General features: G+C 70.8%; 10 protein-coding genes. 1 reads left to right on the top strand and 9 read right to left on the bottom strand.

Going from position 1 to position 12,743, the window contains the following annotated elements; translation table 11 throughout:
• Positions 1-109: 109 nt before the first annotated feature.
• Positions 110-1,150 carry an NAD(P)-dependent alcohol dehydrogenase gene (locus WFJ17_RS09490; protein WP_251439347.1) on the bottom strand — a complete coding sequence of 347 codons (1,041 nt, stop codon included), beginning with the start codon at positions 1,148-1,150 and terminating at the stop codon, positions 110-112.
• Positions 1,151-1,287: 137 nt separating this feature from the next.
• On the opposite strand from WFJ17_RS09490, the gene WFJ17_RS09485 reads away from it, so the two are divergent.
• Positions 1,288-1,773 carry a recombinase family protein gene (locus tag WFJ17_RS09485; protein ID WP_292886814.1) on the top strand — a complete coding sequence of 162 codons (486 nt, stop codon included), beginning with the start codon at positions 1,288-1,290 and terminating at the stop codon, positions 1,771-1,773.
• Between the two features lie 3 nt (positions 1,774-1,776).
• On the opposite strand, the gene WFJ17_RS09480 is transcribed toward WFJ17_RS09485, so the two are convergent.
• The 8 genes from WFJ17_RS09480 to WFJ17_RS09445 form a co-directional block, all read right to left on the bottom strand.
• Positions 1,777-2,676: an SseB family protein gene (locus WFJ17_RS09480; RefSeq protein ID WP_336648270.1), complete on the bottom strand. Its 900-nt coding sequence runs from the start codon at positions 2,674-2,676 to the stop codon at positions 1,777-1,779.
• A complete protein-coding gene (locus WFJ17_RS09475; RefSeq protein WP_336648269.1) occupies positions 2,673-3,284 on the bottom strand; it encodes a hypothetical protein in 612 nt (203 codons plus the stop codon). Before WFJ17_RS09475 ends, WFJ17_RS09480 begins: the two co-directional genes overlap by 4 nt.
• Entirely contained in the window at positions 3,284-3,955 is a 672-nt protein-coding gene (locus WFJ17_RS09470; protein WP_336648601.1) for a WXG100-like domain-containing protein, read from the bottom strand. Before WFJ17_RS09470 ends, WFJ17_RS09475 begins: the two co-directional genes overlap by 1 nt.
• A 132-nt stretch (positions 3,956-4,087) precedes the next feature.
• Positions 4,088-5,827, bottom strand: coding sequence for an ABC transporter substrate-binding protein (locus tag WFJ17_RS09465; protein WP_336648268.1), 1,740 nt, complete (start codon positions 5,825-5,827; stop codon positions 4,088-4,090).
• Positions 5,824-6,051, bottom strand: coding sequence for a hypothetical protein (locus tag WFJ17_RS09460; protein ID WP_336648267.1), 228 nt, complete (start codon positions 6,049-6,051; stop codon positions 5,824-5,826). Before WFJ17_RS09460 ends, WFJ17_RS09465 begins: the two co-directional genes overlap by 4 nt.
• Positions 6,052-6,205: 154 nt before the next feature.
• The gene (locus tag WFJ17_RS09455; RefSeq protein WP_251447307.1) at positions 6,206-6,502 is read right to left on the bottom strand and encodes a WXG100 family type VII secretion target; all 297 of its coding nucleotides are present in this window, start codon (positions 6,500-6,502) and stop codon (positions 6,206-6,208) included.
• Positions 6,503-6,625: 123 nt separating this feature from the next.
• Entirely contained in the window at positions 6,626-11,131 is a 4,506-nt protein-coding gene (locus tag WFJ17_RS09450) for an FtsK/SpoIIIE domain-containing protein (RefSeq protein WP_295034832.1), read from the bottom strand.
• A gap of 58 nt (positions 11,132-11,189) precedes the next feature.
• Entirely contained in the window at positions 11,190-12,650 is a 1,461-nt protein-coding gene (locus tag WFJ17_RS09445) for an RDD family protein (RefSeq protein WP_336648266.1), read from the bottom strand.
• Positions 12,651-12,743: the final 93 nt, after the last annotated feature.

Here is a 12,743-nt window from a genome sequence, read left to right as displayed (position 1 = left end):
TCTCGCGCCTCGCTCCGCTCGGGGCTCGTTCGACGACCGATCCCGGGGTCGTCGAGCGAGGACGCCGCAGGCGACCGAGAGACGAGACGCGGTCCTGAGCGGGTGGGCGTCAGATCGTCGCGGCGTCGATCACGAAGCGGAACCTCACGTCGCTCGCGAGCACGCGCTCGTAGGCGTCGTTGATGCCGGCCGCGTCGATGAGCTCGATCTCCGCCGCAAGGCCGTGCTCGGCGCAGAAGTCGAGCATCTCCTGCGTCTCGGCGATCCCGCCGATCGCGGATCCGGCCAGCGACCTGCGGAATCCGAGCAGCTGGTTGATCGAGACCGACATCGGCTCCGGCGGGGCGCCCACGCACACGAGGGTTCCGTTGGTGTCGAGCAGGCGCAGGTAGTCGTCCAGCGGCAGCGGGGCGCTCACGGTGTTCAGGATCAGGTCGAACGCGCGTCGGTTGCCCGAGAACGTCTCCGGCTCCGAGGTGGCGAGGTAGCGGTCGGCGCCGAGCCGGATCCCCTCGTCCTTCTTGCGCAGCGACTGCGAGAGCACGGTGACCTCGGCGCCCAGCGCGTGCGCGATCTGGACGGCCATGTGGCCGAGGCCGCCGAGTCCGATGACGGCGACGCGCGAACCGGGGCCGACCTTCCAGTGGCGCAGCGGCGAGTAGGTGGTGATGCCCGCGCACAGCAGCGGTGCCGCGCGGTCGAGCGGGATGGCGTCGGGGATCCGCAGGACGAAGCCCTCGGTGACGACGACCTGGCGCGAATAGCCGCCCTGGGTGACGGTGCCGTCGCGGTCGATCGCGCCATAGGTGCCGACGGAGCCGCCGGTGCAGTACTGCTCCTCGCCGCGCAGGCAGGCGGGGCACTCACGGCAGGAGTTCACGAGGCAGCCGACGCCGACCCGGTCTCCGACGGCGAAGCGCGTGACCTCGGATCCGATCGCCGCGACCGTGCCGGCGATCTCGTGGCCGGGTGCGAGCGGATACCGCTGCGGCCCCCAGTCGCCCCGCACGGTGTGGATGTCGGAGTGGCAGATCCCGGCGTAGGCGATGTCGATCACGACGTCGTGCGGACCCGGTTCGCGCCGCTCGATCGTGGTCGGTGCGAGGGGCGCGCCCTCGCTCGGTGCGGCATAGGCGGCGACGACAGGCATGCGGACTCCTCGGGCTCCGTGGCGGACATGTGCGAGAGTACCCCGCGCCGCTGTGGGAGCGCGCCCGGTCGCGATCTGCGGGGCTCGGCACGCCGGTGTCGGCGGGAGAAGGCACAATAGTCGTGGAGGCGGATGACATGGAAGCGACCACGCACACGCAGGGCGATGCCGAAGGCACGACCGAGGCCTCCCTCGACGCCGCCCTCACCAGCCCGCTGCACCTTCCGCACGCGGCGGCCGAGTGCCCCAAGTGCTTCACCGAGCTGCAGCAGAACCGCGACTGGTGGTCGGCCAAGCCCGACGGATCCCGCCTCGTCGGTCTGGTGGTGGCGCGCGACGGCATGCCCTCCGTGGTGCAGCAGCGCGACGACCTCACCCGCTTCGGCGTGCCGATCGAGGGCTTCCGCCACCCGGCGCCCGACATCCTGGAGAGCTGGACGGATCGGATCGGCCGCCTCATCGACACCCTGCGGGCGGGCGACGTGCTCGTCGTCGCCAACATCCACGCGCTCGGCCGCGATCTCGACGAGGAGGCCCGCACCGTCGCCGCCCTTCGCCGGCACGGCGTGATGGTGAAGGTGCTCAGCCACGACGCGCGCCACCTGGCCGACGCCGGGCGCTGACCGTCAGGGTCGTTCGAAGAGCGGCGGGATCTCCGCGGCGACGGCCGCACCCAGCTGGGTGTCGCTCGGGAGGATGTCGAGGCCGACTCCCGCCGGCAGAGCTCCCCCCAGCGCTGCGGCGAAAGCCCTGAGGGAAGCGGAATCACCCGTCGGGACAGCAGTGAGGGCCGACTGTCCGTCGGCGACCACCTGTGCCAGTGACACCCGGGCGATGCCCGCACTGTCGCTCGCAGCGCGAACCGCGGTCAGGACGCGCGGATCCACGTGCCCCGGGCGCCCGAAGCTCACCGTGCCGGCCGGGATCGTTCTCTCGTTCGCCAGCATGAGTCGTTCGTTGAGCGGATTGATCACGACGTCGACTCCGGGGGCGAGCCGGCCGACGCCGCCCGCGGGGACGAGCGCGGGACTCGCACCCTCGGGTGCGCCGCTCGCCCACTCGTCGAACAGTTCACGCGACGAGAACGCCGGGAGAGCTCTGCCTCCCTCGACCTCGATCGTGATCAGCCGGGTGCCGTCCTGCGCGTTCATCACCGGCAGGAGCAGACCGTAACGCCCGAGGAGATGCTCGGCCGCAGCCAGGGTCCGCACGCCCCTCTCCCCCAGCTGACGCACGGTCACCCGCGGAAGAAGCGACGGCTCGCCCTGCGCGCTCCCCTCCGCGGCGAGCATGCCGTCCAAGGCGGCCGAGAAACGGTCGTCGATGTGTCCGGAGTCGACCATCTGGTGGCTCAGGGCGGTGGCGAGCGAGCGAGGCGACAGGTGCCCCGCGCGGACGGTCTGAAGTTCCTCCTGCAGCTGGCCGCGCAGCGACGAACTCAAGGACGCCGGGAATGCACCATCCGCCGAAGCCGACTCCAGCGCCTGCAGGGCGGCGAGGAGCGCCTCCTCGTATTTCGTCGTCATGGGATCCTCCCCTGAAAACCTACCGGCAGCCTGTCGACATTCTGAACCCAGGAACTCGGCCAATCACGGGGCAAGAGGATCTGATCCGCTCCGCCCGGCAGGATCGCTCCGGACATGGTCGTCTGCGGCGCCACGGTGCCGATGTTGAGCACCTGGCCCGCCGGCACCTCGATCGTGGCCTCGAACTCACGCGAGTTCTTCCACTCGGGAAGAAGGGCGCTCTCCATCGCCGCATTGATCCGGTTGCCGGACGTCGACGTCGTCGCAAAGCCTCCGCCCTGTTCGGCGGAGTGCCCGTAGACGCGGAACAGGGTCACCGCCTCCGTCGTCTCCACCGTGCGATAGGCGCCGTCCTCGAAGGTCGCCGCGAGACTCGGCGGAAGCTCCTGTCGCGGCGCGGCTCTCACACTCCCGTCGATCGCCGTGGGGTTCGTCCGCGTGGTGTCGACCTTGCCGTCGTAGTGGTCGCGGCCACGGACCTGACGGATGACGTCGTCGAGATGCCCGTCCATGTTCGCCGTCAACTGGTGCAGCTTGTGATCCGCATGCGCGAACCCCTTCAACGCCGCCTGCTTCAACTCCCGGATGATCGGCTTCACCGAACTCATCAGTCATCACCCCCGAAATCCAAAGCCGAGAACTCCGCGAAGAACGTCGACGTGATCGACTGAATATCCGCCCCATGCACCTTCATCTCCGCCTGCGCATCCTCCAACGCCTGCAGATCCGCGAAGAACTCATCCGAATCCCCCACCGACGCCTCCACCATCGGCGCATCCAGCACCGCATCGATCACCGCCGGCAACTGCTCCGCCAACGGCTCGATCGCCATCGGAGCCAACTGATTCATCAACTGCTCCACCACGATGTCCACCGCCGCGTTCAACAGCTTCTTCTTGATCAACAACATCGGCCCCGCCCCCAGAGCCGTCACCGGATTCGTCAACATCGCCACCAACGTCACCAACGTCGACGTCACATCCACGATCACCTTGACCTTCAACCCCGTGATCGCCGCCGCACCGATATCCATCGCCGTCGCCGCCGGCGGCATGATATCGATCAGCTTCTGCAGATTCTGCGACCGATTCGCATTCCACGCACTCAACGTCGCCGGACCCGTCTGCCCCCGCATCGCCCCCGCGATATCCCCATTGACCTTCCGATCAACCGACTGGATCACCGACTCCAGATCCGACCCCAGATTCCGCACCAGAGTCGCACCCTTACTGACCTCATCCTCATCGATATCAGGCCAATCAAAACCCAGCTTCTCCATCACCCAGACAAGCTCATTCGGCAACATCATTCCCACGACAGCACCTCCGGACGCTGACCTTCCAAGACCCCTCCCCTCGACCCTACGAGAGCGTCCCCCGACGACGCGATGGGGAGAACTCCCCATCGCCGCTCAGCGCGCGGAGGTCCAGGCGGCCGCGCCGCCCAGCAGGGAGGGGGCCTCTCCGTTGCGCACGGACACGCCCCCGGTGCCGCGATCGGCGACGGTGAGCCGGGGGTTCGTCGCGATCGGGAGGGCCACGGCGGACCGCACGATCGATGCCTCGATCTGGGCGAGCAGGTCCCGCGCCTGATACACGTCCGTGGTCTTCGCGAGCTGCGCGATCAGCTGATCACGGGACGGATCCGCGAACGGCGTGAGGGCGGCCGACCCTCCTGCCCCCCACTGCGCGGCGATCTGGTCGGGCGTCTGCGGAAGCGGCACCCGGGTGATCACGGCATCCCAGGCGCGCTGCGGCAGGGCTGCGGCGACATCGTCGCTGCCGCAGTCGGCGACGCCCCACCCCTCCTTGCCCGCCGCGGCCTGCAGCGCGGCGAAGGCCCCGCGCGCGAACTCGCTGCCGCGGTCGTACAGCACGCACACCCGCGCGCCGTCGTCGACTCCCGCCGTCCGGCGCTGCAGCGCCGGATCGTCGCCCGGCGTGCCGAGTGCCGAGGCGAACCCCGAGCCCTCGTCCACGACCTTGTAGGCCGCGGAATCGGGTGAGGTGACCATCGACGACGTGCCGGCGTAGGCCGATGCCCACTCGCCTCCGCCGCCCTGGATCATCGCGTTCGCGGGTGCCGCGTGGAAGAACGCGGTACGGGCCTGCGGAGACGCGAACACCCCGGCCGGGTTGAGGATCATCGTCCACAGCGTTCCGTCGTTGGTGGTCGTGACGGTGAAGTCCTTGAGCTCCAGCTCGTGGATCGGCGCGCGGTTCTCGGCCGTGGGAGCCACCTGGACGATGTCCAGCCCGGCGCCCGCCTCGGCCACCGGCTGCGCGCCCGGAGGAACGAGATCGATGCGGGCGACCTTCGGCTTCGGCGCACCGGCGTATCCCGCGTTCGCGACCAGTCGCACGCTCTGCCCGCCCGGGGCGCCTTCGACCCGATCGACCCGGAACGGACCGCTGGAGAGCAGGAGCCGGTCCGGGACGGCCCCCTTCTTCGGGAGATCGAACCCCTTCTTCCACACCTCGGCGATCTCGGCGAGCGCGGTGGTATCGCCCTTCCGGATCGCCGAGATGACGGCCTGCTTGGCCTCCATCGGATCGTCCAGCCCGAAGGCGAGGCGCCCGACGACATGGGCGGGCACGGGAGCGCCGACCGCGCTCTGCCAGTCGATCCTCGGGTGCGGGAACGTGACGTCGATCGATCGCGCGAACTCGTCGATCCGGGGGACCGAATCCGCATCCTCCTGCGCGTCCGCTCCGGGAGCCGGGTCGAGGCGGCCGGACGCGCCGGCCCATCCCAGCAGCAGGTCGGCGGCGTCGACGGGGATGCCGTCCGACCAGGCCGGCTGGGCCAGGTCGTAGCGCACCGTGAAGGGCGACTCGGAGACGATCTTCACCGTGCCGAACCCGGTGTCGGGCACGAACTGCCCATCGACGACGTCACCGAACCGACCGCGCGTCGCCGCGGCGATGTCGACGTTGCCCGCGGTGGGCGACTGCGCCGCGTTCGCGGAGGTGAATGCCCCCGCCCATCCGACGACCACCTTCGTGCCGGCCACCGGCCCCGCCGAGGCCTTCCCCGACCGCGCCTTGGTGCAGGCGGCGAGCCCCGCGGCGAGCAGGAGCACGAGCACCGCCGCGAGGAGCCGCCTGCGGATCTCGTGACGGCGCACCCCGGCGCTCGACCGGGTCGTCACGCGTAGTCGGCGCTCTCGTCGGCTTCGGCGGCCATCTCGCGGAACGGCTCGCTCTCCTCGCTCCCGAGCCAGGCGCGCGCGTGCTCGATCAGCAGGGCGGGCGAGTCCTCCGCCTCGGCGGCGCTGCTGAAGGGCCCGATCGAGTCCTCCGTGGGCCGCTCGTCCGCCTGGACGACCATCTGGGTCGACAACGTGTACCAGTAGTAGCTCTGCGTTCCGCTCATCCGTCCAGCGCTCCGATCGTGCTCGTGGCGATTCTATGCGGCGCCCGCCGGCAGGCGCAGACGCCGCTGTGTGCGCGCACGAACCGGGCGCGCACACAGCAAGGGGTCGTGACGTCGATCCTCTCGACATCACGACCCCGGGCAGCGGGTTGGCTCAGGCACCACCGGCCATGCTGGAGTCGGTGTCGCGGATCTGGTCCGCCATGCGCTCCAGCGCCTGCGCCATGTCGTTCACGGCCTCTGCGGCGTCGTCGAGGGAGGTGGTGAGCTCCTCGTACGCCGACGAGTACGCGTCGGACGCGTTCTCCGTCTTGAAGCCGTCCTGCACCAGGTCGTCGATGACGCCCTGCAGCTCCTTCAGCGTGTCGGTGACGCTGCTGCGTCCGTCACGCAGACGCGACGCCGCGCCTTCCATCTCGCTGTACGTTGCGCCAAAATCGTGTCCGGCCATGCGAACCCCTCCAGGTCTGTCTCTCAATCAGGCTGCTCAGCCCATTGCCCCCAGGCTAACCAACGATCCGCCGACCGCACATGGGGAGAACTACCCATCGGCCGATCCCCGATTCCCGGGCGCTCAAGGCGCCTCGGGGACGAAGGGGATCTGCATCGTGACGGCCCGGCCGGCCTGTACGAAGATGCCGCGGCCGACGGGGAAGTCGCTGCGCTTGACCCGGCCGAACGGCGTCTTGAAGATCGTGTCGCCGTCGTAGGTGTCGGGCTTCAGCACGATGCCCTGGCGCCCCGCCTTCCACTCGCCGAGGACGCCGATGCTGCCGCTCGCGCGGCTGATCTCCGCATCGGCGATCAGCATGTGATCGCTGTTGTTCATGGCCTGCAGCAGGGCGCGCATGGGACGATCCGCGGGACCGTCCGCGAGGTGCGGGATGTCCTCGATGACGATGAGGATCCGGCCTCCCGGGGCGTCGCTGACGACCAGCTCCGCGAGCTCGGTCGCCAGATCCTTCTCGTCCTCCGGGCGGATCGCGCTGCGCGTCCAGGGGCGGAAGTCCTTGAGCTCGGAGCGCCGGGTGCCGAAGTGGTACATCTGGATCCGCGGGTTGAACCGCTCCATGGCCACGACGAGCGCCTTGAGGGCGTTGGTCCTGCCCGACGCCGGGGGACCGGCGATCACGAAGGATCCGACGGGTTCGAAGCCGTACGGCGCGAGAGTGTCGTCCGCGACGCCGAAGACCGGCAGCCCGTCGACCTGCGCCGGCATCTCCGAGGCGGGCACGAGCGTGGGCAGCGCGCCGATCTCGGGAAGGTCGCGCACCCCCTGCGCACGCAGGCGCTCTCCGAGGGCGCCGAGCGCCTTGGTCTGCTCCACGACGTTCATCGTGCCGCCCAGCACCGCGATCTGCGCCTCGTGCCCGTCGACGACGGCGCGGCCCGGAGCCGACTGCTCATCGAGGACGTCGCGCGGGGCGCCCAGCAGCATGTACTGCGTCGGGTCCCCCATGCGCAGCACGACGCGACGGGAGATGTTCGCCGCCACCGCGCTGGGCACAGCGTTGCCGCGGTCGGCGGTGATCACGGTGTGCACGCCCAGCGTGCGTCCCTCGCCGAGGATCCGCATGAAGATCCGGTAGAACGGACCCCGTCCTGCCGTCACCTCCCAGTCCTTCTTGAACTCGGGGTAGTTGTCGACGAGCAGCAGGATGCGGGGCATGTTCGGATCCGCGAGCTCGCGGTACTCCTGCACGGAGGCCGCGCTGGCGGCGGAGAACAGGGCCGACCGGCGATCCATCTCGCTGTCGAGCGTGCGGAGCAGCCGCTGGATGCGCTCCACGTCGCCGCCGTCCACGACCGACCCGACATGCGGCAGGGTGTTCAGCGAACCGAGCGCCCCGGAGGCGAAGTCGAGGCAGTAGACCTGCACGCGCCCCCGATCGGGGCGCATGCCGGCCGCGGTGGCGATGCTCTTGAGCAGGGTCGACTTGCCCGAACCCGACGTGCCGTAGACCACGAGCGAGCCGTCGCGGTCGGGGACGAACACGGCCGCCTCCTGGAGCTGCTTCTCCGGCACGTCCAGGAGCGCCAGCGGGATCCGGGTGTCGCCGTCGTTGGGCAGGTCGTTCAGATCCACGAGCAGCGGCAGGTCGTCGAGCCACGGACGCCGGGGCCGCGGGAGCCCCGCGACGTCCGCGGCGTGGATGAGGGTCGACACGATCCGCTTCTGATCGTTCGGGCCGAGGTCCTCCTCGTGCGCGTCGGAATCGGCCGGACGATCGGGTTCCCATTCGGCGGTCGCGCCGAAGCGCAGCTCGGCCACGCGCACGTCGGCGACGGCCGCTTCGTCGGCACCGGTCCAGCCGCCCGCGTACGCCGACTGGAACGGCACGAGCCGGCCCGGTCCCGTCTTGGCGATCGCGCGGCCGGGGATGGTCGGCGAGAACGTCGCGGCGATGGGGTCGTCCACGACGTCGCGGGAGTCGGCCTCGTCGGCCATGCGCAGCGCGACGCGCAGGTTCGTGTTCGCCCGCAGGTTGTCCTTGATGACGCCGGCGGGGCGCTGCGTCGCCATGATCAGGTGGATGCCCAGCGACCGGCCGCGCTGCGCGATGTCCACCACGCCGTCGACGAACTCGGGCATCTCGGAGGCCAGAGCCGCGAACTCGTCGATGACGAGCACCAGCGCCGGCGGGCACTCCGGATCCTGGCGCTTCTCGAGTTCGAGAAGGTCCTTGGCCTTCTTGCGGTTCAGCAGGTGCTCGCGGTGCTGCAGCTCGGCGCGGAGGCTGGTGAGCGCGCGCCGCACCAGATGCGGGCTGAGGTCGGTGACCAGTCCGACGCAGTGCGGAAGCTCCACGCAGTCGGCGAAGGCGGATCCGCCCTTGTAATCGACGAACAGGAAGGTGACCCGGTCGGGGCTGTGCGCCGCCGCCATGCCGAGCACCCAGGCCTGCAGGAACTCGCTCTTGCCGGCGCCGGTCGTGCCGCCGACGAGGGCGTGCGGGCCCTGGGTGCGCAGGTCGAGGGTCATGGCATCGCTCGCGCCCTGGCCGATGATCGCGCGGAGAGTGCCCGCCTTCTTCAGCCGCGGCCGAGGGTTGGGCGAGCGGTCCACGATCGTGTTGTTCTGCCGCCACCGCTCGATCACGACCTGCGGGTCCTCGGCGATCTGCGGATCGACGAGCTGGAGGAACATGACCGATCCCGGGATGTCCGAGGCGTCGTGCACGACGGTGCTCGCATCGACCACGGGCGCCAGCCGCCGGGCCAGCATGTTCATGTAGTCGTTCGACACGCCCTCGACGCGGACGTCGTCGAAGCTCTCGCCGTTGCGGACCAGGCCCACCGTGGCGGACTCGAGTCCGGCGGTGACGTCGATGTAGCTCCGGCACGCCGCGGGCAGGGATTCCACGGTCGGGGCGACGAACACCGCGTGCACGCCGTGGTCGGCGCCGCGCTCCAGGACGTCCGTGAGGCGGCCGCGGTCGACGGGCGCGTCCCCGCTGACGAAGACGATCACCGAGACCGGCGGCGTCTTCTTGTGCTCGGTCGCCGCACGGGCGACGTCGGAGCCGTACAGCAGCGGGTTCCAGTCCTCCTTGAACGGACCCCGCGGCTCCGAGTCCAGCCCCTCGCCGGCCGCCCGGCGCACATGCTCCTCGAGCTGGTTCAGCAGCGCCGCCGAGGTCGGGGCGGAGTCGGCGAGCGCGATGTCGCGGAACGGCGACCGCTCGCTGGACGTGTGCGGCATCCACTTCAGCCAGTCGAGCTCGGGCGTCCAGGCGGAATCGGCGAAGGCGACGGCCACCACGTCGTTGGGCGCGTGCAGCCCCAGCAGCTGCACGGCGACGCCGCGCATCGTATCGGCGGCCGGCCCCTGGTGCCCGGCGATGCCGATCGAGCCGGCGTCGCTGAGCAGGTCGAACACGGGGACGTCGTCGACGTGCTCGTAGCGGGCACGGAGCCGATCGATGCGATCGACGTACTCGGGCAGGCCCTCGGGGCTGTCCTCCTCGTCGACGTCGTTGCGGGCCGGCAGCTGCCGGCTGCCGAGCCTGAGCCCGAGGAAGTTCCAGTGCTCCGGCCGTCTCGTCCACAGCATCGGCCCGAGGCGCAGGGCGTGGTCGAAGATCTCGGCGACCGGCGGTGCCTCGGCGTTGCGCGCCTTCTCCTCCTCGGGCTTGCCGCGGTAGAAGTCCTCCTCGAGCTGCTCGAACTGCCGCTCGAAGACCCCGATCTCGTGCCCCTCGGTCTTCTTGCTCTGCACCGACTGGTTGATGATGTTGCCGAACGCCATGAGCGGCGTCATCACGATCATGAGCAGGGATCGCGGGTTGCCGTTCATCATGTACAGCGCCGCGCCCATCAGGATCGGCGTCACCATGATCGGCCAGGGGAAGAGCTTGCCGATCCGCTCGGTCGGGATGCGCGGAAGGGTGAACCGCGTGCCCGGGTAGCGCACCTCGACGCGGGGGCTCCGGTTGAAGAGCAGCCCGCCGCCGCGCTCGATGATCGGCTCCTCTGTGGCGGAGCCGTCGAAGGACCGGACCAGGCGGAGCACGAACGTGGTGCTGCCGATGACGAACGGCTCGCCCTCCTCGATGCGGACACGCTGCACCGCGACGCCGTCGACGAGCACGCCGTTCGCGGAGTTCAGGTCGACGACCTCGATGTACGCGCCGACCTCGAGCCGTGCATGCCGCTTGGACGCCATGGGGTCGGCGATGACCACATCGCTCGCCGCGTCGCGTCCCAGGATCACGTGCCCCGACCGGATCGGGAACTCCTGTCCGGCGAGCGCGCCGGCCGTCCCCACGAGCATGCCGACGATGTCGTTGCGTCCCGAGGCCGCGTACTCCGGGCCGTAGTTGACGATCGATGCCGCGAACCCCGAGCCGATCCCCGCCTCGCCGATGGGCACATCCGGCTCGAGCGGGATCAGCCGCTTGCCGTTCGGCGGCGCGACCGCGAGGGTCACGACGTCCCCCTCCGCGACGGGGGTGGCGCGCGTCGGATCGGCGGCGGCGACGTGCCGCGCCACATCACCGGCCGTCGCGGTCGAGTCCGTCGTGATCACGATGTCGGCGGGTTCGCCCACCGGCCGGTGCAGCGTCAGCTTCAGCCTCATGCGTGTCCTTCATCCCCCCTCGGCCGAACGCCGTGCGCGTTCGGCCCTCCCGATCCGCTCACAGCGCCACCACGGTCGCCAGGCGGTCACCCATGCGGATGGTGTCGCCGTCGCGCACCGGAACCGGGGCTCCGGCGGGCGCGGCGTACTCGATCCCGTCGCGGATCAGTCCTGATCCGTTGGTCGACCCGCAGTCGGTGATCTCGAATCCGGCCGCCACCGGCCGCACGAGCAGATGGGTCTTCGACAGCGACTTGCTGGCATCCGCGAGCGGCAGCGGGCGCGCGTCCGGGTGGCCCGAGGCATCCGGGTTCCGCCCGAGCAGCACGGCCTCGACGACCGGGATGCTCTCCCCCGTGTCGAGCCGCAGCGCGTAGCGCGCGACCGGCGCCGCGGACGGGGTCTGCGGCACGGCCGGGGGCTGCGCGGGCTGAGGCGCGACGGTCGGCTGAGGCGCGGCCGGGGGCTGCGCGGGCTGCGGCGCGACGGTCGGCTGAGGCGCGACGGTCGGCTGAGGTGCGACGGTCGGCTGAGGTGCGACGGTCGGCTGCGACGCGGGAGCAGGCGGGGCGACCGGCGTCTGCGGCGGAGCCGCCGGTGCCGGCGAGGCGACCGGCGTGACGGGCGTCTGCTGCGGGGCGGCCGTGGGCACGGGCGTCGGGTCGGGCACCGCCACCGGCGCGAGCGGCGTCATCGTCGGGGTCGCCGGCGCCTCGAGGCCGCCGGGCGCGGCATGCGGTCGGGCGACGCCGAGCACCCCGGCGCTGATGCGGCTGCCGGGGCGGTAGGCGGGAGCCGCGGTCGGCCCCACCGGCGTGGCGAGCGACGGCAGCGCGGAGCGCTCCGGCACCGGATCCGCCTTCACCATCTTCCTGGCCAGGCGCATCCGCTTCTCGTCGAGCGGGTTCAGGCCGTTGCGCACGTCGACGAGCCAGACCCGGGACGCCCTGTCATGCCATCCGCGGCCGCGCCCCTCCGGGTCGAACAGCGGCGAGAGGAGGAACACGACCCCCAGCAGGGGCACGAGGCTCGTACCCACCAGGACGAGGAAGCGCAGCAGCACGGCACCGACGCCCGCGCGCTCCAGCGTGCGCACGCTCACGAGGCGCAGGCCGGTGATCGCCTTCCCGATCGTGAGCCCCCGGACTCCCTGCAGCACGAGCTGCACCACCGCGAAGGCGAGGCTGAGCACGACGGTCACCGCGGCCATGATCACCGAGAGCCGGAAGTCCGGGTGGTTCACGAATCCGTACAGCGAGATCGTCCCCGCGGCGAACTTGAGCAGCAAGGGCACCGCGCCGAACCACAGCGGCAGCTGGACGACGAACCAGATCGCGGCGTCGATCACCGCCGACGCCGCGCGGCGCCCGAACGGCGCGCGCACGAGACCCAGGGCTGCGGCGTACGCGGGGTCGGGGCGGCCTGCGGCGTCGAGGCCCTCGATCACCGGCTTGTGCTCCTCGACCTCCCAGATCATGTCCTGAGGCGCGTTCGAGCGGCCCGCCTTCACCTCCGGCATGCCCAGCTACCCCTCCGAGATCGTCCGGATCGGAGAGCCCGACCCGCAGCATTCGTCCAGCCTACGGAAGATCCGACGGGGCCGTCGATGGGG

The sequence above is a fragment of the Microbacterium sp. MMO-10 genome (genome assembly GCF_037148715.1).
Lineage (GTDB): Bacteria > Actinomycetota > Actinomycetes > Actinomycetales > Microbacteriaceae > Microbacterium.
This window is presented reverse-complemented; position numbering and strand designations above follow the sequence as displayed.